The organism is Clostridia bacterium, assembly GCA_034926675.1.
In the GTDB taxonomy this organism is placed as follows: Bacteria; Bacillota; DTU025; order DTU025; family DTU025; genus JAYFQW01.
The window spans coordinates 68,068-85,592 of record JAYFQW010000001.1 but is presented as its reverse complement, the minus strand read 5'-3'; the positions used below and the strand labels follow the sequence as shown (position 1 = coordinate 85,592).

18 protein-coding genes, 2 tRNA genes, 1 other RNA gene, 1 pseudogene and 1 riboswitch are annotated in these 17,525 nt (G+C 58.4%); of the genes and pseudogenes, 3 read left to right on the top strand and 19 right to left on the bottom strand.

Translation table 11 applies throughout. The features are described 5' to 3' along the window. Positions 1 to 91: 91 nt before the first annotated feature. Positions 92 to 1,324 carry a sporulation integral membrane protein YlbJ gene (gene ylbJ, locus VB144_00385; protein MEA4882114.1) on the top strand — a complete coding sequence of 411 codons (1,233 nt, stop codon included), beginning with the start codon at positions 92 to 94 and terminating at the stop codon, positions 1,322 to 1,324. 22 nt (positions 1,325 to 1,346) lie between these two features. Here the strand turns inward: ylbJ and VB144_00380 are convergent, their stop codons facing one another. From VB144_00380 to VB144_00355, 6 genes are read right to left on the bottom strand one after another with little or no spacing between them, the layout of a single operon-like run. Continuing rightward, complete coding sequence (locus VB144_00380) at positions 1,347 to 1,808, bottom strand: hypothetical protein (GenBank protein ID MEA4882113.1); 462 nt, start codon at positions 1,806 to 1,808, stop codon at positions 1,347 to 1,349. A 4-nt stretch (positions 1,809 to 1,812) separates the two neighbouring features. Next, complete coding sequence (gene coaD / locus VB144_00375; protein MEA4882112.1) at positions 1,813 to 2,301, bottom strand: pantetheine-phosphate adenylyltransferase; 489 nt, start codon at positions 2,299 to 2,301, stop codon at positions 1,813 to 1,815. A 3-nt stretch (positions 2,302 to 2,304) separates the two neighbouring features. After that, positions 2,305 to 2,862, bottom strand: coding sequence for a 16S rRNA (guanine(966)-N(2))-methyltransferase RsmD (rsmD, locus tag VB144_00370; GenBank protein ID MEA4882111.1), 558 nt, complete (start codon positions 2,860 to 2,862; stop codon positions 2,305 to 2,307). A 1-nt stretch (position 2,863) separates the two neighbouring features. Next, positions 2,864 to 3,718, bottom strand: coding sequence for a DegV family protein (locus VB144_00365; GenBank protein ID MEA4882110.1), 855 nt, complete (start codon positions 3,716 to 3,718; stop codon positions 2,864 to 2,866). A 17-nt stretch (positions 3,719 to 3,735) separates the two neighbouring features. Then, positions 3,736 to 5,454, bottom strand: coding sequence for a DAK2 domain-containing protein (locus tag VB144_00360; GenBank protein MEA4882109.1), 1,719 nt, complete (start codon positions 5,452 to 5,454; stop codon positions 3,736 to 3,738). Beyond that, the gene (locus VB144_00355) at positions 5,454 to 5,831 is read right to left on the bottom strand and encodes an Asp23/Gls24 family envelope stress response protein (protein ID MEA4882108.1); all 378 of its coding nucleotides are present in this window, start codon (positions 5,829 to 5,831) and stop codon (positions 5,454 to 5,456) included. The genes VB144_00360 and VB144_00355 overlap by 1 nt, the downstream gene beginning before the upstream one ends. A gap of 171 nt (positions 5,832 to 6,002) precedes the next feature. Between VB144_00355 and rpmB the strand changes: the two genes are divergently transcribed. Continuing rightward, positions 6,003 to 6,194, top strand: coding sequence for a 50S ribosomal protein L28 (gene rpmB / locus VB144_00350; protein MEA4882107.1), 192 nt, complete (start codon positions 6,003 to 6,005; stop codon positions 6,192 to 6,194). A 123-nt stretch (positions 6,195 to 6,317) separates the two neighbouring features. Here rpmB and VB144_00345 read toward each other — a convergent pair whose 3' ends face one another. The 6 genes from VB144_00345 to spoVT form a co-directional block, all read right to left on the bottom strand. Further along, complete coding sequence (locus tag VB144_00345) at positions 6,318 to 7,154, bottom strand: PHP domain-containing protein (protein ID MEA4882106.1); 837 nt, start codon at positions 7,152 to 7,154, stop codon at positions 6,318 to 6,320. Further along, positions 7,135 to 10,257, bottom strand: coding sequence for an isoleucine--tRNA ligase (gene ileS / locus VB144_00340; GenBank protein ID MEA4882105.1), 3,123 nt, complete (start codon positions 10,255 to 10,257; stop codon positions 7,135 to 7,137). The genes VB144_00345 and ileS overlap by 20 nt, the downstream gene beginning before the upstream one ends. 375 nt (positions 10,258 to 10,632) lie before the next feature. Beyond that, complete coding sequence (locus VB144_00335; protein ID MEA4882104.1) at positions 10,633 to 11,319, bottom strand: thiamine diphosphokinase; 687 nt, start codon at positions 11,317 to 11,319, stop codon at positions 10,633 to 10,635. Next, a complete protein-coding gene (thiT, locus tag VB144_00330) occupies positions 11,285 to 11,851 on the bottom strand; it encodes an energy-coupled thiamine transporter ThiT (GenBank protein ID MEA4882103.1) in 567 nt (188 codons plus the stop codon). Before thiT ends, VB144_00335 begins: the two co-directional genes overlap by 35 nt. A gap of 78 nt (positions 11,852 to 11,929) precedes the next feature. Then, positions 11,930 to 12,073: riboswitch (TPP riboswitch) on the bottom strand. 112 nt (positions 12,074 to 12,185) lie between these two features. Further along, positions 12,186 to 12,389 (bottom strand): hypothetical protein, encoded by a 204-nt coding sequence (locus VB144_00325; protein ID MEA4882102.1) that lies wholly within the window; start codon positions 12,387 to 12,389, stop codon positions 12,186 to 12,188. 278 nt (positions 12,390 to 12,667) lie between these two features. Next, the gene (gene spoVT / locus VB144_00320; protein ID MEA4882101.1) at positions 12,668 to 13,201 is read right to left on the bottom strand and encodes a stage V sporulation protein T; all 534 of its coding nucleotides are present in this window, start codon (positions 13,199 to 13,201) and stop codon (positions 12,668 to 12,670) included. A 642-nt stretch (positions 13,202 to 13,843) separates the two neighbouring features. On the opposite strand from spoVT, the gene VB144_00315 reads away from it, so the two are divergent. Continuing rightward, a complete protein-coding gene (locus VB144_00315) occupies positions 13,844 to 13,972 on the top strand; it encodes a hypothetical protein (protein ID MEA4882100.1) in 129 nt (42 codons plus the stop codon). 89 nt (positions 13,973 to 14,061) lie between these two features. Here VB144_00315 and VB144_00310 read toward each other — a convergent pair whose 3' ends face one another. The 7 genes and pseudogenes from VB144_00310 to rpoD all read right to left on the bottom strand — a co-directional run bounded on the left by VB144_00310 (position 14,062) and on the right by rpoD (position 17,491). Next, the gene (locus tag VB144_00310) at positions 14,062 to 14,397 is read right to left on the bottom strand and encodes a rubredoxin (GenBank protein ID MEA4882099.1); all 336 of its coding nucleotides are present in this window, start codon (positions 14,395 to 14,397) and stop codon (positions 14,062 to 14,064) included. Positions 14,398 to 14,439: 42 nt separating this feature from the next. Next, positions 14,440 to 14,937 (bottom strand): rubrerythrin family protein, encoded by a 498-nt coding sequence (locus VB144_00305; protein MEA4882098.1) that lies wholly within the window; start codon positions 14,935 to 14,937, stop codon positions 14,440 to 14,442. 87 nt (positions 14,938 to 15,024) lie between these two features. Beyond that, positions 15,025 to 15,180, bottom strand: a pseudogene (locus VB144_00300) (rubredoxin). 256 nt (positions 15,181 to 15,436) lie between these two features. Beyond that, positions 15,437 to 15,795: RNase P RNA component class A (gene rnpB / locus VB144_00295), an RNA gene on the bottom strand. A gap of 369 nt (positions 15,796 to 16,164) precedes the next feature. Further along, positions 16,165 to 16,239 (bottom strand) — tRNA-Ile (locus tag VB144_00290). Positions 16,240 to 16,241: 2 nt separating this feature from the next. Then, a tRNA-Asn gene (locus tag VB144_00285) sits at positions 16,242 to 16,316 on the bottom strand. Between the two features lie 68 nt (positions 16,317 to 16,384). Continuing rightward, entirely contained in the window at positions 16,385 to 17,491 is a 1,107-nt protein-coding gene (gene rpoD / locus VB144_00280; GenBank protein ID MEA4882097.1) for an RNA polymerase sigma factor RpoD, read from the bottom strand. Positions 17,492 to 17,525: the final 34 nt, after the last annotated feature.

The window sequence follows — 17,525 nt, the reverse complement described above, 5'->3', positions numbered from 1 at the left end:
CCGCTCTCACGAAACTCCTTCAGCATACGCACACCGGGCTGCAAATATAGATACGAGGACGACCCGTCGCGCCGAAGGGAGTGGAATTCACATGAGAACGCGCCTCGAACCAAGGCGAAGAAGCGTGTACGCAGCAGCTTCATTCGCCGCGCTGATCACCATCGCCATAATCGCACTTCCAGAGGTGTCCTTCCGAGCATCCCTCGATGGCCTACGCGTGTGGTGGGAAATCGTGTTTCCCGCGCTACTGCCGTTCTTCGTAGCATCTGAGGTCCTGATGGGCCTCGGAGTCGTCCATTTCATAGGCGCACTCCTCGAACCGCTCATGCGGCCCCTCTTCGGCTCTCCAGGGGTAGGCGCCTTCGCCCTGGCCATGGGGCTAGCCTCAGGATACCCAATGGGAGCACGGATAACTGCAAGGCTCCGCCGCGAGGGCCTCTGCTCCCGCGTGGAAGCAGAGAGGCTAGTCTCTTTCACAAACACCGCGGACCCTCTGTTCATGGCAGGCGCCGTGGCCGTTGGGATGTTCCACGCACCACGTCTCGGTCCGCTCTTGGCCGCGTCTCACTACATATCGGCGATACTCCTGGGGTTCCTGCTCAAGTTCTACGGCAGGGCTGAAGACGAAAGGCCCACCGAACTCTATCGCCGCGGCGAGTCCCTGCTGTCAAGGGCTGCCCATGAGCTGTACACAGCACGAAAACAGGATAGCCGTTCCTTTGGGCAGATATTCGGGGATTCCATCAGGGAATCAGTGAACACCCTCCTCCTCGTGGGAGGATGCATCATGGTCTTCTCCGTCATCGTCCGTGTTCTCGCAGTGTTCCACGGAACCGAGCTGATATCAGCGCCCATAGCGGCGATCCTGTCGCCGCTCGGAGTGTCGAACAAGATCATCTCCCCGCTCGTAAGCGGCTTCTTCGAGATCACAATAGGCTCCGAACTCGCGAGCCGCGCAGCCGCCCCCATCGCCCAGAGAGTTGTAGCAACCAGCGCCATAATCGCATGGAGCGGCCTCTCAGTGTTCGCGCAGGTCGCCAGCATGGTGTTCGGCACTGATGTCCGGCTGACTCCCTACCTAGCGGCCCGAACTGTGCACGCCGCCCTCGCCGGGGCGGCAGCAATTGTGCTCATGCGAATCTGGCCTCTCGCCGACAATACCGTACTCGCGGTCGGGGCAGCATACACGTATCCGGGTTTCGTGTCAACGCTCCTGAACTCATGCGCAAGCCTCGGAAAGCTCATGGGGTTCGGCGCAGCAGCAACAGTTGTGCTCGCGGCTCTCGCGAAGCCTCGATACACTGCCTTCCGGGTCCGCCGCTGACCCCGTTCTTGGCAGGGCGAGTCTAGCTGGGACGCCCCTGGACCGGCCCTTGGTTTCGTCGTCCCAGTTCCTCGATTCCCTTGCGCACCACCGCGGCCGTCTTCTCCAGAGTATCCTCGAGAGAAGACAGTGTGGACTCCGCATACTCATCCGCGCCGGAGCGCACTTCCGCAGCCTCTCTCCTCGCCTCCTCGACGATCCGGCCGGCCTCTTCTCTGGCATCGGCCAAGGCCTCGCTGAAGGCAGACGCCTGGCGTGGGGCTGCGGACTCAGGATATGGCGTCTCATATGCTATCCTGTTCCGTTCTGCTATGAGCGTCTCCGCCTGTCGTATCTCCTCAGGGAGAGCGATTCTGACCTTGTCGATAAGCTCTAGGAGTTCGACTCCGTCCACGACGCGCTTGCTTGATAGGGGAACCTTGCTTGCAGACTCGATGATGCTCTCCATCTTGTCGAGGCACTCTACCACCGACTGCTTGACCACGATATCACCTGCCCTTTTCCATGCAACGCGCCTGCACGCGCGCCAACAGCGAGTCAGGCACCAGCCCGCGGACGTCCCCTCCGAGTCGGGCGACTTCCTTCACCATGCTGGAACTCAGGAAAGAATACTCTGACGATGTCGCAACAAAGACAGTCTCCAGCGATGGGTCGAGTCTTCTGTTCATGAGGGCCATTGTAAACTCCAGTTCGAAGTCGGATACTGCGCGAAGGCCTTTCACAACCAGGCGAGATCCTCTCGACCTCGCATAGTCGACGAGAAGACCTTCGAAATGATCCACCTCAACGTTGGGAATATGAGCGCAGGCTGTTCGGAGCATCTCGAGCCGTTCCTCAATGGAGAAAAGGTGGGCCTTGCCCGAGTTCTCAAGTATCGCGACGATCACCCTGTCGTATATGGCTGCGGCTCGCTTGATAATGTCGATGTGGCCCATGGTGATCGGATCGAAGCTGCCTGGGCATATCGCTACGGTCAACTATCATCCCTCCGACGACAGCCTATGAAAAGAGACTCGTGTATCTCCGTAGGATTCCTGTCTCACGCACTCGAGAGGGCCGTCACTGCGGATGGCCCCCGCCCGAGATGAGTATTCGAGCACGATCACTGCCCGCTCGGAAAGAATCCCCGTGCCATTCATCAGGTTCAGGAGCTCCGAAAGGCTGTCCATTTCATATGGTGGATCAGCAAACACAATGCCATACATTCTCCCAAGAGCTCCGCGCCTGATGAAGCGTTCCACATCATCGCGAACGATCGTGCCCCTAGAGAGCATACCCAGCACATCGAGGTTGCGCCTTATGGCGTCGCACGCTGTCCTGTCGTGATCCACGAATACGCAGTTCGATGCGCCCCTCGAAAGCGCCTCGATTCCAAGTGAACCCGCGCCTGCGTATAAGTCAAGCACACACGAACCCTCAACGAGATCGCCGAGGATTCCAAAGACCGATTCCTTCACTCTGTCTGATGTGGGTCTGGTGGACCTGCCAGATGGAGATGCCAGTCGTCGGCCTTTCGCTGCGCCAGCTATGACCCTCATGCTACTTAATAATGCTGGGGCGCCAGGCCACAGCCATGGTGCCAGGGCCTGCGTGCGTACCAACGATGGGACCGCACTCAGTGAGCCACAGCCGTCGACAGTTGAACCTCGACTTGACCTCGTTCATCCACTGGCAGCCCTGAACCTCGTCTGCGGCGTGAAGAACCACCACATCGATGGGCGATCCCGGTGCGATGTCGGCCTCCATCAGCTCGATGATGCGTGGAAACACCCTGCTGACGCCGCGAACTCTCTCCACTCCGGATATCTCTCCATCGGTGATCGACATGATCGGCTTGATTGATAGCAAGCCTCCGATGAACGCAGTGGCGCGGCCGATGCGCCCATTTTTTCGCAGGTATTCAAGAGTATCGAGGGTCCAGTACAGTCCGAAGTTGTCCATCACGAAGTGAATGCGGTTGCGAATCTCCTCCACGCTTTCCCCAGCCCGAACGCCCTCAGCGGCGCTCAGAACCATCAGGCCGGTCACAAGGGAGACTGCACGCCCATCGATCACTTCGATGGACCCGGGATTGACGGCCTCAGCTGCTATCATTGCACTCTGGCAGGTTCCGCTCATACTGGATGAGATGTGCACAGAGAATACGTAGTCGTGGTCCTCTAGGATCTGTCTGTAGACCTTCTCGAAATCCGCAGGCGATGGCTGACTGGTCTTGGGCATCACTGAGCTCGCCACAAGCTTCTCGAAGAACTGAGCGCTTGTGATCTCCACCCTGTCGATGTAGCTCTCCGATCCGAAGTGCACAGTGAGTGGAACCATGGCTATGTTGTTCTCTTTGCAGATGTCGAGCGTAAGATCGGAGCTGCTGTCAGTGACAATAGCGATTCTTGTCATAACGACTGTTTACCTCCTCACTCAACCGACACGAGGTAAAAATACAGTGGCTGCCCACCGTATTGAAGCTCGAATTCGATATCGGAGTACTGCTCCCGCATGGCCTCAACAAGCGCCTCCGCTTCCGCTTCAGTGACTCCCGCCCCATATAGTACGGTGACGATCTCGTCCTCGCTTGAGTGCATCGCTCCGAAAAGCTCCCGGAAGACCTCGCCGAGATCCTGTCCAACTGCCTTGATGGTCCCATCCGCCAGGCCTATTACATCATTCTCATGAATGGTGAACCCGTTAGCCTTCGAATCCCGCACAGCGTAGGTGATCTCTCCGCTCCTCACCTTCGCAATGGCATCCACCATCCTCGCCACGTTCTCAGATGTAGGCGCAGACGGCGACATTGCGAGAAGCGCAGCTAGCCCTTGAGGCACGGTCTTGGTGGGCACCACGTGCACAGCAACATCGCTGATGTCTGGGACTTCAGAGGCCTGCCTGGCGGTGAGCACAACGTTCCCGTTGTTCGGAAGCACCACGACCTCGCGGGCGCCCGCTGTTCGCACCGCGGCGGCGATATCCTGGATGCTCGGGTTCATTGTTTGGCCGCCGGTTACGACCACGTCAACACCGAGGCTTTTGAGGATCATCTCGATCCCGTCTCCCGATGCTACGGCCACAATCCCCATATCCCTAGACGGACGTTTGACCGGCGCGGCAAGGGGCGCCCCCTCAGGCTGCGCGCCTCCCACTGCGGCGAACTCCTCGTTCTGGTCCTCCATGTTGTTGATGTGGATCTCATGGAGCGAGCCGTGCGCAACGCACGCCTCAAGGATCTTGCCTGGGAAATTCGTGTGCATGTGCACCTTCACAGTATCCGGACCGCCGACCACCAGGGTGGAATCACCCTTCACCGCAGCAGCCAGAGACCGTTTGATAGCCTCCGTGTCCAGCTCTGTGCCGCGCACAATCAGCTCGGTACAGTATGTGAACTCGATCTTCTGCTTCGGCGCGTGCGCTACTGCTGCATGCGCCTTGGCTGGAACCTCCGGCGCGACCTGCGCTCCGGGACGTGTTTCTGCTGTTAGGATGGCCTCGGCGGATTCGCCGCGAAGCCCACGGGCGAATCCCTCCAGAAAGATGATGAGCCCCTTTCCACCCGCATCGACCACGCCGGCTTCCTTCAGGGTAGGAAGCATCTCTGGAGTCTTCTCGAGGGTGGCTTCCCCCTGCCGAAGAGCGGCAGCGAGGACTGCATTAATGTCATTTCCGTCCCTGGCGGCCTGGACTCCTGCCCGGGCGCCCATTCTTGCCACCGTAAGTATAGTGCCCTCAACTGGCTTCATGACCGCCTTGTAAGCAACTGAAGATGCCTCGGTGAGCGCAGCAGCGAAATCGTGGGGACCGACCGTGGCAAGCCCGTGGAGCTTCTTCGAGAATCCCCTCATGAGCTGCGAGAATATGACGCCTGAGTTGCCCCTCGCTCCCATGAGCGAACCCATCGCTATCGCATCGGCGACAGATCCGACGGAGCCGGCCTTCACTTTCTGCGCCTCTTTCAGCGCAGATGATACCGTGAGGTACATGTTCGTTCCGGTATCTCCGTCGGGAACAGGGAAAACATTCAGTGAGTCGATTATACTCTTATTTTCACCAAGCCATGCCGCCCCAGCCGCGAATGCCTGAAGAAGGGTCTGCCCATCCAGGGTCATCACTTGAGGGCCATGACTGTGCATCGCTCCAGCCATTACTTGCGTCGTTCCTTTCCGTCCGCACCCACTCGAACGCCCTGGACCGTGATGTTGACCCCTGCCACATGCAACCCTGTGCTGGTTTCAAGCACGTATTTGACTTTGTCCATCACGTTTCCCGCCACCACGGTGATGCGGGTGCCATACTCAACAATGATATAAAGATGCACCCACACGTCGTCGCCCTCCACGTGGACCTCGACTCCGCGGGATATGTTCTCTCTTCCCAAGAGCTCCGCTATGCCGTCTGTGAAGGTGCGCGACGCCATGCCGACAAGGCCGTAACACTCTGTTGCAGCCATGCCGGCCAAGGCGGCGATCGCATCGTCAGACATGGTGATCTGACCCAGCCCGGTGCTCAACTCTTTGCCCATCGTGCAACCTCCAATGCCAACCTCGAAGACAACCCATGTTTTTCGGCTCAAACATCTCTCATTTATTCTGCGCGTCTCTTGGGTATTCCTTCTTCGGCGTCACTTGCGTACTGCGCCAGCCTGTGATACCATTTACATCGTGTGTTTCAGGCCTTACGAGGAGGAATTATCATGTCGAAGATGTGTGCAATATGCGGCAAGGCGCCGACATCGGGAAACAGTGTTAGCCACTCTGAGATCAAGACCAGGCGTCGGTGGTATCCTAACCTTCACAAGGTCAGGGCCATTGTTAGCGGCACGTCCATGCGCATCACGGTGTGCACAAGGTGCCTTCGCTCTGGAAAAGTGACACGGGCGGTCTGAGCCCCTAGCTTGATCTCGCCACCAGTTCATCGTTCTTTCGATCTCCTCTGTCCAGACGCGGCGCCCCCTGCAAGGGGGCGCTTCTTGTTCACCATCTGTTTGATTGATGCCAGCCAATAGCACTCACTGCAGGACAGCGCGGGAACGGGCCGCCAATGAGGCGACCACCGACTGATCCACAGTGGCTTTTCCCAAAACCACCCCGGATTTCGAGCGGGGGCCGTGGCAATCGGACCCGCCGGTCACAATCAGCCCATACTGAGCCGCCACTCTCTCGTAGTGCAAACGCTGCTCGCGGGAGTGGTCTGGATAGATCGCCTCGATGCCAGCGAGACCCGCACGCACCAGCTGGGGAATCATGTCATCCCTGTTCGAAAGGCCGGGGTGAGCCAGCACCGAAACCCCTCCCGCGGCCGAGATCTCGGTGACTGCGTCAGTAGGCGTAAGCTTGGAGCGACGCACATATGCCGAGGCATGCCTTCCTATGTAGCGAGCGAAGGCGTCATCCCAGGATGTGACGTATCCTGCTCGGATGAGCGCTGCCGCGACATGGGGCCTGCCGAGTGCGCCGTCGCCTGCGCAAGCCATCACATCCTCGAGCGAAATGTGCACCCCAAGGTCAGCGAGTTTGCCTATCATCTGCACCACCCGGGCATGCCTGCTTTCCCTCTGCGAACTCAGCAGATCCGAGAGACGCCCATCCCGCGTGTTGATGAAGTACCCGAGCACATGGATCTCTCCATTGTCCAGATCTGTGCTTATCTCCACGCCCGGCACCACCCATACGCCAACCTCCGCACCCATGGCCGATGCTTCCGCGACACCGTCCACAGAATCGTGGTCGGTGACGGCTATTGCCGTCAGACCGCGCCGGGCGGCCTCCTGCACGAGTTCGCCCGGCGTGAATGTGCCATCTGATGCAGTTGTGTGGCAGTGAAGATCAGCGGACCCTTCTGACACCTATAGTCACCTTCTCGCCATTTACGTCCCACTCGCGCACGAACTCGGCCTCGATCTCTCCCTTCAGAAGGTCGAGAGAGAGAGTCTCTGCCATGAGGTAGTCCCTGTGAATGTCAGCGGCGCGCATTGAGTCGTCTCCACCGGCGAGGTAGGTCACGATCCTGTCGGATATGTCGAACCCGGCCTCCTTGCGTGACGCCTGTATCTTGTTTACAAGCTCTCTTGCGAATCCTTCCATCTTGAGGCTTTCGGTGATCTCGGTGGCCAGAGCGATTGATCGACCGCCGTCCGATTCCACGTGGTAGCCCTCGGCAGCAGTAGTCTCGACACTGATCTCCTCGGGAAGTAGAGACACGCTCTGATCATCGCCGAGGGTGAGCGCGACTTCGCGTCCGGCCGCTGCCTCCGCCGCCAGATACTCCGGATCCGACTCCGCGACTGCCGCGGCTATCGCCCTCATGAGCTTGCCGTGTTTCGGCCCGAGCAGATCGAACCTGGGCTTCACCTTATGGGACACGAACTCAGACATGTCGGCCGCGAAATCGATGGCCCGAATGTTGAGCTCATCGCCGATGAGATCCGACAGGGCCAAGATATCTTCCTGCTCGTCAGGGGTGGCAGAGACCACAATCCGAGTCAGCGGTTGCCTGTTCTTGATGTTCACCTCGTTGCGGGCGGCACGGCCAAGGTACACCACCTGCCGCGCAAGGTCCATCCTACGCTCCAGGCTGGGATCGCAAGCCCCCGCACATACGACGGGGTAGTCCTGCAGATGGACGCTGCCCTGCTCATGCTGGAGATTTGTGAATATCTCCTCTGCCACGAACGGCGTGAACGGCGCCGCCAGTTTCGCTACGGTGACCAGCGCCTCGTGGAGAGTAAGATATGCTGCTTCCTTGTCGCGAGTCATCTCGCCGGCCCAGTATCGGCGCCGGCACCGCCTCACATACCAGTTGGAGAGATCGCCGACAAACTGTTCAATCCTGCGCGCCGCAGCAGTGATATCATACCCGTCCATCGCACGAGATACCTCTCCGACGAGACCGTTCATGCGAGACACCAGCCACCGGTCGATAAGCGGCCGCTCCGCGAGGGGCACAGTATGCTCCTGCGGGCTGAACGAATCGATGTTGGCGTAGAGCACATAGAAGGAGTACACATTCCAGAGAGTGCCCAGGAATTTGCGCATGGCTTCGGTTACGCCTTCTGCGTAGAAGCGGGTCGGACTCCATGGAGCGTTCACTGTGTACAGGTACCACCGCGTCGCGTCGGCTCCCTGAGTGTCGAAGAGCCTCCACACATCCACTACGTTGCCCTTGCTCTTGCTCATCTTCTGACCATTCTCGTCGAGCACCAGCCCAAGCACTACGCAGTTCTCGTAAGGCGGCTTGTCGAAGAGCAGCGTGGATATGGCAAGGAGAGTGTAGAACCACCCACGGGTCTGGTCCACCGCCTCTGTGATAAAGCTCGCCGGGAACGCCTGGCTGAAAAGATCCTGGTTCTCGAAGGGATAGTGCCACTGCGCAAATGGCATCGATCCCGAATCGAACCAGCAATCGAGGACCTCCGGCGCCCTGCGCATGTCGCCTCCACAATCCGGGCAGGACAGGATGGCCTGATCGATGTAGGGCCTGTGCAGTTCGAGGTGGTCAGGCAGTGCCTTCGCCATGCTCTTGAGCTCTGCCACACTTCCCACCGCGTGCTGCTTTCCACAGCTCTCACAGGTCCATATGGGAAGAGGTGTGCCCCAGTACCGTTCACGGCTCACCGCCCAATCGATCACGTTCTCGAGGAAATTGCCGAACCTGCCGTCTCGGATGTGCTCTGGGACCCAGTTGATTTGCTTGTTGTTGGCGAGGAGCCTGTCACGTACCTCCGACATGCGAATGAACCAGGAGTTGCGGGCGTAATACAGGAGCGCAGTGTCGCATCGCCAGCAGAACGGATACGTGTGGGTGTAATCCATCGCCTCATACAGAAGGCCTCGTGCCCGTAGATCATCTATGATGAGCGGATCTGCCTCTTTTACGAATATCCCGCGCCATGGCGTCACTCGGTCGTCGAATCTGCCCTGAGTGTCGACAAGCTGTATCACAGGTAGGCCGTTTTCACGCCCAACGCGCATGTCGTCCTCACCGAAAGCAGGGGCGATGTGCACGATGCCAGTGCCCTCAGTGAGCGTGACGAAGTCGCCGGCCACCACCCTGAACCCAGGCCGATCTGGCTCAGCGAATGAGAACAGGGGTTCATACTCCATCCCGAGCAGATCAGATCCGCGGACCACCTTGGAGATTACGAAGTCCCCGTGAATCCTGGACTCTGCCAGCTCCCGGGCCAAGATCAGGGTCTCCCCGTTGACCTCGACATAGGCATACTCGAAATCGGGCGAGACCGCCAGTGCGACGTTGGACGGAAGAGTCCACGGCGTGGTGGTCCAGGCCAGGAACGAGACATGGTCTTGCCCCCTCACCCTGAACCTGACGAATATCGATGGCTCGGTCACTTCCCGGTAGCCCTGCGCAACCTCATGAGAGGAAAGTGCAGTTCCGCACCGAGGGCAGTAGGGAACCACCTTGTGACCGCGGTACATCAATCCATTGTCCCAGATGGTCTTGATGGCCCACCATACCGACTCAATGTAGGAGTCGTGATAGGTGACATATGGATCGTCCATGTCCACCCAGAACCCCAAGCGCTCAGTCATCCGGCGCCATTCCTGCTCGTACTTGAAGACCGACTCTTTGCAGCGGCGCACGAACTCCTCGACGCCGTACTGCTCGATCTGGGGCTTGCCGCTTATGCCCAGCTGTTTCTCAACCTCAAGCTCGACCGGTAGGCCATGAGTGTCCCAGCCGGCCTTCCTCCTCACCTGGTACCCGCGCATAGTCTTGTAGCGAAGGACTACGTCCTTCATCGCCCTGGTGAGCACATGCCCCGGGTGCGGCATGCCATTCGCAGTGGGAGGCCCTTCATAGAACACGAACCTCGGGGAACCTTCCCGCCTCGACATACTCTCCTCGAACACATGCTCCTCGCGCCAGCGCTTGAGGATTTCCTGCTCCATGCGGGGGAAATCCATTGATGCGTCGACCTTCCTGAACATGCCTGGCTGCTGCCTCCTTGTCGCCTGCATCTACGTCCCGTTCGGGCCGTACCGCGAAAAAGAAACGCCCTCGTCCATACAAGGGACGAGGGGCAAGCTCGTGGTACCACCCTTTTGGCCAGCTAACTGCGGGTATGCAGTTGGCGCCTGCAGACGCCGGCCCACTCAAACGGTGATCCCCTGTAACGCGGGGAACGCGGCTGCGCCTACTCGCCCACTTTCAGCGCGCGGCTCAGGGGTGATTTTGTTGGCCGGACCTGCACGGGGTTCCCACCATCCCCCGCTCTCTGAAAGCCGCCCCCGGCCCTACTCTTCCCCTTCACAGCCTTTGCAGTATTTCGATAGCATAAATCTAACACATGGAACCAGAGAGCGTCAACCATGCAGGAGGTGAATGACGAGGAGGTTGCCCTCACGCGCCTCGACTGTGGCCTGCACATGCGTCATGAGGTTGGACACGCCGCGGGACGCACCCCATGGTAGGGTCTCCGCTCGAAGCGGGTAGAGCAGGCCGGCAGTACGAACCCCTAGAGCTTCTGGTGCACTGGCCATCACTGTAACGATCTCGCCCGGCCGACCGCATATGTCAACACTTCGTGACCGCCCGGCCACGAAGTAGGCTTCACCCCACTCCTCCACCACGCAGAGCCGCAGGCCGTCTCGGGCATACCTCATGCATACCTCGAGATTCGCCAGCGTGTGGTCGATGCGGCCTCCAGTGACCCCGCTTACGATCACTGACCTCGCCCCGACCTCGATGGCAATAGCCAAGGCCAGATCGAGGTCAGTTTCGTCTTTGCAGACCGGATGCTGCACAATCCTAGCGCCTCCGAGGCGCGCCTTCTCGAGGATGGCAGGGCATACGGAATCGAAATCGCCCACAACGATGTCCGGCGCCAGACCCGCCGCGCAGCATCGCTCGACACCCGCATCTGCACATATCACGGTGACTCGGTCGCGAACCCCAAAGCGCCTGGCATCGCGGCATGCAGAATCCCCTGCGGCGAATACCAGTGCATCCACACCCCTAGCGCCGTCTTCGCTTGTAAGCGCGCGCTCCATCACTGAAGGCTCCCCTCTGCATGAGGTATACGACTACGACCAGGGATACTAGCAGTTTCGGCCCGAGGAAAGTCGCGTTGTACACGGCTGAATACCGCCATACTGGAGTGCCCTCCGGTGCGTACTGTGCGAAGAACACCACCCCAGACACCACGTGAGCAAGATAGCGAAGAGCAGTTGCGGCGATTGTCCCAGTTACAGTGCGGAGCACGCCGCTTCCAAGTGAAAGCCAGGGGGCAAGCCCTAGGACTGCAAAGGCCACTGGGTAATCGAGAGCAGCCTGGACCGGATGGACAATCGTAGCGCCGATGAACAGCTCGGCGAGACCGGAGACCAGCCCGGCCAACACCCCCGAACGGACTCCACGGTAGAACGCAAGAAAGAGAATCGGCGCCATCTCCAGCGAAACAGACCCCCCCTGGGGCATACGGTAGACCGCGATCTTGCCCAAAACCACAGATAGCGCCGCCGCGACTCCGACCTCGGCAATGATACTGGCTGAGCTCGATCTCGGCCTCTTTGAGCTTGGCATTACATGCGCCTCCCACTTGGCCATCCCGCTGAGCCGAAGTAAAGAAAACAGGCCGCGAACACGACAAATCCGCAGCCTGCAACGGCTTAACCGCTTCCCTACGCTGGCATTGCCCACGGCACAGTCGCCTGTGCCTTCAGGTTCAAGGGTATCGGACGGAGGAGCGCAGATCGACCGCGCCGCCGCCCGCTCTCAGCCCATACGGCTCCCCTAGCGGATTGGCTATGATGTTGTACGTCTGAGTTAGTTATACATCGAGAGTGGAAAACCTCCTAGCTCCGAAGAGAAATGTATTCATTTCCACCCGCAGGAGCACGAGGAACATGCTGACCATCTACAGGCTGAAGGCCACATGAAGAGAAGAGCCTTCCCTGCCAACCAGGATGTCTCTGATGAGGTTCTCAGGCACAACCTCTCCCAACGCGCGCCTTGCTGCTGCAACCATCTGGGAATCGTCCATGCCGCCGACCGCTCCCACATCGCGATCATCCATTACCACCACGGCGACAAGGACACCTCGTATCTCAGAAACGTGCATCTGGGCAACCCCCTCCCATGTCACCGTCTCTGTTTCGACGCGGCGCCCTTCTGTCCTTCGGACCCCTCCCGGGCTCACTATGCGCTGATGGCTGGATATCGCCGGGATTTCCGTGCACGCCTCGAACCGCTCCACTTCGAAGCAGCCAGACGCACACCGAGTGGTATCGTAATCGAGCAACACGCATATTCGCGACTACTGTGTGGGCCAACGCGCCCCACGAAAACACAAAACGGGATCTCAGAAGGATCCCGTCTGCGGATCGATCCTGGCAAGACCTACTGACTGAGTTGCTTTGCGAGGAATCCCGCTGCAGTCTCCGCCATCTTCAGTTCAAGATCGCCCATGTTGCGCCCGTCCTTCGATACAAGGATGACTGCACCAGCAATGTCACCCTCAACAATTATCGGTGCGATGACCTGGGCTGTGAATTCCATGTCCTCCACAGGAGGGTTCTCGTTCGGAGTGTTGGCAAGTACGGGCTTCCGGTTGCGCATCACCTCTTCCACATGCTCTGTGATCCTGCGCTCGACGAAACCCTTCTTCTGCAGTCCAGCGACGGCAACTATCTCATCCTGATCTGCGATGAGCACGATATGCCCGGCGCCCTCGCAAAGTGAGTCTGCGTATTCCTGAGCAAACTCCCCGAGATCAGCCACTGGGGAGTATTTCTTCAGGATGACCTCGCCCTCGCGGTCTGTGAATATCTCAAGCGGGTCCCCTTCGCGTATTCGGAGGGTCCTTCGGATCTCTTTGGGAATGACTACTCTTCCAAGGTCGTCTATCCTTCGCACTATCCCTGTCGCCTTCACGCGCATCCCTCCCTTGCTAGTATTTTACCGTCGAGCATGCGCGCTTATGCTCAGGGAAACGCACCGGTTAGAGCCAAATGTGGGCAGCAGCCGCCTCAACTAGGCCTCGAACGCAAATAAAAGGAGGTCTGCGGCGATCTTCTCTCCGGCTGCTGCACCCCGCTGCGTGACTATCCGACACCTCTCGGCGCCGAACAGCCATTACGCGGACTACAACAACCTTTGATCGACCAACGTCCGGACTTGGGCATCATACTGTAGTCTCTCGACTACAGCACCACGCTTTCGCCCGTACGCCGATCTTAGCTCAACCGCTGCAGATGGATTTCCCTACAGCGACGATCTCATCAACCGCCGCCATAAGTTGGGCCACCTACAACGATCTTCGCTCCGGCCGGCTGTGATCGTGCATACGATCACAACCAACCTTTGCTCGACGCACGACGAACCCGACAACTCCTATGGCCAGATCCGTCGCAGGTCTTAGCTCGACCGTCGCAAACCTCGTTAGGTATCATAACCTGAAGCACGCTACATATTCGGCCAGATCTATGGAATATTGTTCCAAGACGTATATTACATGGGAAGATGGGAAAGCTGAATGTGTCGTCAAACGATGCTTACAAGTCGGAGGGACATGACATGACCAGTGCAGTAAAGAACCCCGTTGACAACACTGTTTGGGAATTCCTCAGAGCGGGCTGGTGGATCCTTCACGTCGCGGCCATCATCGGAGTCGCCTACCTCGGGAGACTGTACTGGCCCAGGTGAGGATCAGGAGGCAAAAGGCAAGGTGGCAGAGGAGATGATCACTGCCCCTACCACCTTGCATCCGAAAGCATCTGCCTATGTACGCTAGCCTAGCTCCATTTGCTCTTGCCTATGTGGCCTCTGATCTCGGCCTTGGACGCCTGCCCGATGATCCATGCCTGCTCCTTCGCGAGCTTGAACACTCCCACGCATGGCGGGTCCAGGTTATCCTCGATGCCGGCATTCGCCAGCCTTCCAACCTCTTCCATCAGCGTTATCAGCTTGCAATGGAGGTCATTCGTGAACCGCGATCTGCGGATCATGTCTGCATCGGCCTGGGGTATCTCCGAGAACTTCTCCCTGGGTGCGCCGCACTTGGGGCACTTCTCCGGAGGAGTGTCGCCATCGTGCACATAGCCGCACACTCCGCATCTCCATAGCTTCAACTTCAGCGCCTCCTCTCAGGCTCGGCTAGTTACGGATGGAATCTAGTAGTTCCGGCAGGCCGCCTCATAGTAGGACTGGGGATAACCGCAGGCGGGGCAGGACTTCGGAGCCTCTGGTCCCTCGTGGACATACCCGCAGTTCCGGCACTTCCACCTTATGGGTTCGTCCTTCTTGAAGACCCTACAGTTCTGAAGGTTGGACAGGAGTGCATTATACCTCTTCTCGTGCTCCTCCTCCACCTCGCCGATCTCCTTGAAGACTACGGCGATGTCGTCAAAACCTTCCTCTCGAGCGATCCGCTGGAATTCTGGATACATGCTAGTCCACTCGTAGTTCTCGCCCTCGGCTGCGTGGACTAGGTTCTTCTCGGTTATGGAAACTAGGCCCACGAACCCCGCAAGCCTTCTCGCATGAGCCTTCTCGTTATCCGCAGTCTCCTCGAAGATCGCGGCAATGCCCTCAAGGCCTTCCTTGCGCGCGATATCGGCGAAGTAGTTGTACTTATTCCTAGCCTGCGACTCGCCAGCAAATGCGGCCATTATGTTCGTGTATGTTCTGGTTCCCTCAAGCTTGGCTCCCAATGGCATAAGCCTCCTATCTGTGAATGGTTTCTGCAGTACAGTCGATCACGCCTCTTCGAACGCGTCTTTGCCAGCGCCACACTCGGGACAGACCCAATCGTCCGAGATTTCCTCAAAAGGCGTACCTGGAGCTACTCCGCCATCTGGATCTCCCTCTGCAGGATCGTAGATGTAACCGCACACAGTGCAAACCCATTTTTTCGTGGCACTGCCCCCTTTCGGTTCACAGGGTTCAGCCTGAGCTGACCCATGTACATCCGTATACCATGGAACCGTATCGGCTGTCAACAATGACCGAGGCGGATCACCGCAATGAGGTTTCTAATTGATAACCTCGTCAGTGTATGGTGCGGTATTCACTGTGGATTTCCACGTTTGCGCTGTATTCCCTTTCAGCGCCCTATGAATGAGGCAACGCCCGTAGGCCGCATAGCGCCGGCCTCGGGCGTCACAGATGGCCACAAGCAGCCCTGTAAGCCGAGTTCTGTCGAGAGTGATCATCTATCTTGGGTTCACGTTGCCGCGAGCCTCATGCGACCTAACCCGAGGGAAGGGCGGGCAGCCCTGTATCCCTCCTATTTGGTCTTGCTCCGGGTGGGGTTTACCTAGCCGCCCGGTCGCCCGGACGCTGGTGCGCTCTTACCGCACCGTTTCACCCTTACCTGTCGCCTCGCAATAAACGAGAGCACAGGCGGTTTGATTTCTGTGGCACTTTCCTTGAAGTCACCTTCACTGGGCGTTGCCCAGCACCCTGCCCTGCGGAGCTCGGACTTTCCTCAGGCGGCTTGCGCCGCCCGCGACCACTCAGGCTGCTTGCTCCAACCGTTATCGTAGCACAGCCGGATGTCGGCGGTCAACTACGGACCGCTCCCAGAAGATCCTTATAGGTATCCGGGTCCATTCCAACGTCGATGCGCCTCGCAGATACATCTGTTCCACGAGTCCTTGCGCATTCGATACACCGCCTGGTTTCTGGCAGCGCTTCGACTCTATCTTTGGGAATCACCTTGCCGCAGATTTCGCATTTGCGCCTCAAGACGCGATTCGCCTCCGATGCAGACTATCAGGTTCCGGCACCTCGTTCATTGTACTTCTACAGAGCTTGCCAAGTTCCTTCATTCGAAACTGTGACTTGTTGCCAGGAAAAACAAAGAAGCGGACATCTGTCCGCCCCGTTCACAATTATGGTGGGCCCACCTGGGTTCGAACCAGGGACCAATCGGTTATGAGCCGACCGCTCTACCGCTGAGCTATGGGCCCGATGGCTCCCCGAGCAGGATTCGAACCTGCGACCCACCGGTTAACAGCCGGTTGCTCTACCGCTGAGCTATCGAGGAATGATCACTTTGATTATTATACTGTACTGGCGACCCTGGGTCAAGGCGTCAGGCCCATTGGTTTCAGTTCACTCCAGGAAGTCCTTAAGCTTCTTGCTGCGAGTTGGATGCCTGAGCTTCCGGAGAGCCTTCGCCTCAATCTGCCTGATTCTCTCGCGGGTAACCCCGAACTCCTGCCCGACCTCTTCCAGGGTGCGCGCCCGCCCATCGTCGATTCCGAACCTGAGCCTCAGCACCTTCTCTTCCCGCGGCGCCAGGGTGAACAGGACTTCCTGCAGCTGTTCTCTGAGAAGGCGAAATGCCGCGGCGTCCGGCGGAGCCAGAGCGTCTTCGTCTTCGATGAAATCGCCTAGGTGCGAATCCTCCTCCTCGCCTATGGGAGTCTCAAGGGACACAGGCTCCTGCGCCACCTTCATGATCTCCCTTACGCGCTCAACGGAGAGATCCATCTCGTCAGCGATCTCCTCTGGTATGGGTTCCCGCCCCAGCTGCTGAAGGAGCTGGCGCTGAACTCGAACAAGCTTATTGATGGTTTCGACCATGTGCACAGGTATCCTAATGGTTCGAGCCTGGTCTGCGATGGCCCTGGTAATCGCCTGACGAATCCACCAGGTGGCATAGGTGCTGAACTTGAAACCCTTTCTGTAGTCGAACTTCTCGACTGCCTTGAGAAGCCCCAGGTTGCCTTCCTGGATGAGGTCGAGAAAGAGCATGCCTCTGCCGACATAACGTTTCGCTATGCTCACTACAAGCCTCAGGTTGGCCTCGGTGAGCCGACGCTTCGCATCCTCATCGCCAGCCTCGATCCTCTCGGCGAGATCTACCTCCTCGTCCGCTGTGAGCAGCGGGACTCTACCGATCTCCTTAAGGTACATCCTCACCGGATCATCTATTGCAATGCCCTCAGGAACCGTCAGATCGATTTCGACATCCTCTTCCCGCTCCACTACTTCATCCTCTGGCTCCAGAACATCCGCGGGAGCATTACTTTCGGGAGCGCTCGCAACGATCTCAACGCCATGTTCAGCCAGGACCTCGTACATGTCGTCTATCTGCTCCGTAGTGAGGTCGATATTCTGCAACGCGTCCATGATCTCACGGTAAGTGAGGGCGCCCCGCTTTCTTCCTTTAGCAACGAGTTCCTTAAGCTCGGGCGCGGTCAATTCCTTGGGCATAGTCTCCTCACCTTCCGAATCCCCTTCCGAACAG

Coding starts and splice junctions, on each gene's coding strand:
- ylbJ (MEA4882114.1), top strand. CDS start 92: ATGAGAACGCGCCTCGAACCAAGGCGAAGAAGCGTGTACGCAGCAGCT.
- rsmD (MEA4882111.1), bottom strand. CDS start 2,862: ATGAGGGTCATAGCTGGCGCAGCGAAAGGCCGACGACTGGCATCTCCA.
- VB144_00315 (MEA4882100.1), top strand. CDS start 13,844: ATGACCAGTGCAGTAAAGAACCCCGTTGACAACACTGTTTGGGAATTC.
- VB144_00325 (MEA4882102.1), bottom strand. CDS start 12,389: ATGCACGTTTCTGAGATACGAGGTGTCCTTGTCGCCGTGGTGGTAATG.
- VB144_00365 (MEA4882110.1), bottom strand. CDS start 3,718: ATGACAAGAATCGCTATTGTCACTGACAGCAGCTCCGATCTTACGCTC.
- VB144_00360 (MEA4882109.1), bottom strand. CDS start 5,454: ATGGCTGGAGCGATGCACAGTCATGGCCCTCAAGTGATGACCCTGGAT.
- thiT (MEA4882103.1), bottom strand. CDS start 11,851: ATGCCAAGCTCAAAGAGGCCGAGATCGAGCTCAGCCAGTATCATTGCC.
- VB144_00305 (MEA4882098.1), bottom strand. CDS start 14,937: ATGGCCGCATTTGCTGGCGAGTCGCAGGCTAGGAATAAGTACAACTAC.
- VB144_00335 (MEA4882104.1), bottom strand. CDS start 11,319: ATGGAGCGCGCGCTTACAAGCGAAGACGGCGCTAGGGGTGTGGATGCA.
- VB144_00355 (MEA4882108.1), bottom strand. CDS start 5,831: ATGGGCAAAGAGTTGAGCACCGGGCTGGGTCAGATCACCATGTCTGAC.
- ileS (MEA4882105.1), bottom strand. CDS start 10,257: ATGTTCAGGAAGGTCGACGCATCAATGGATTTCCCCCGCATGGAGCAG.
- rpoD (MEA4882097.1), bottom strand. CDS start 17,491: ATGCCCAAGGAATTGACCGCGCCCGAGCTTAAGGAACTCGTTGCTAAA.
- rpmB (MEA4882107.1), top strand. CDS start 6,003: ATGTCGAAGATGTGTGCAATATGCGGCAAGGCGCCGACATCGGGAAAC.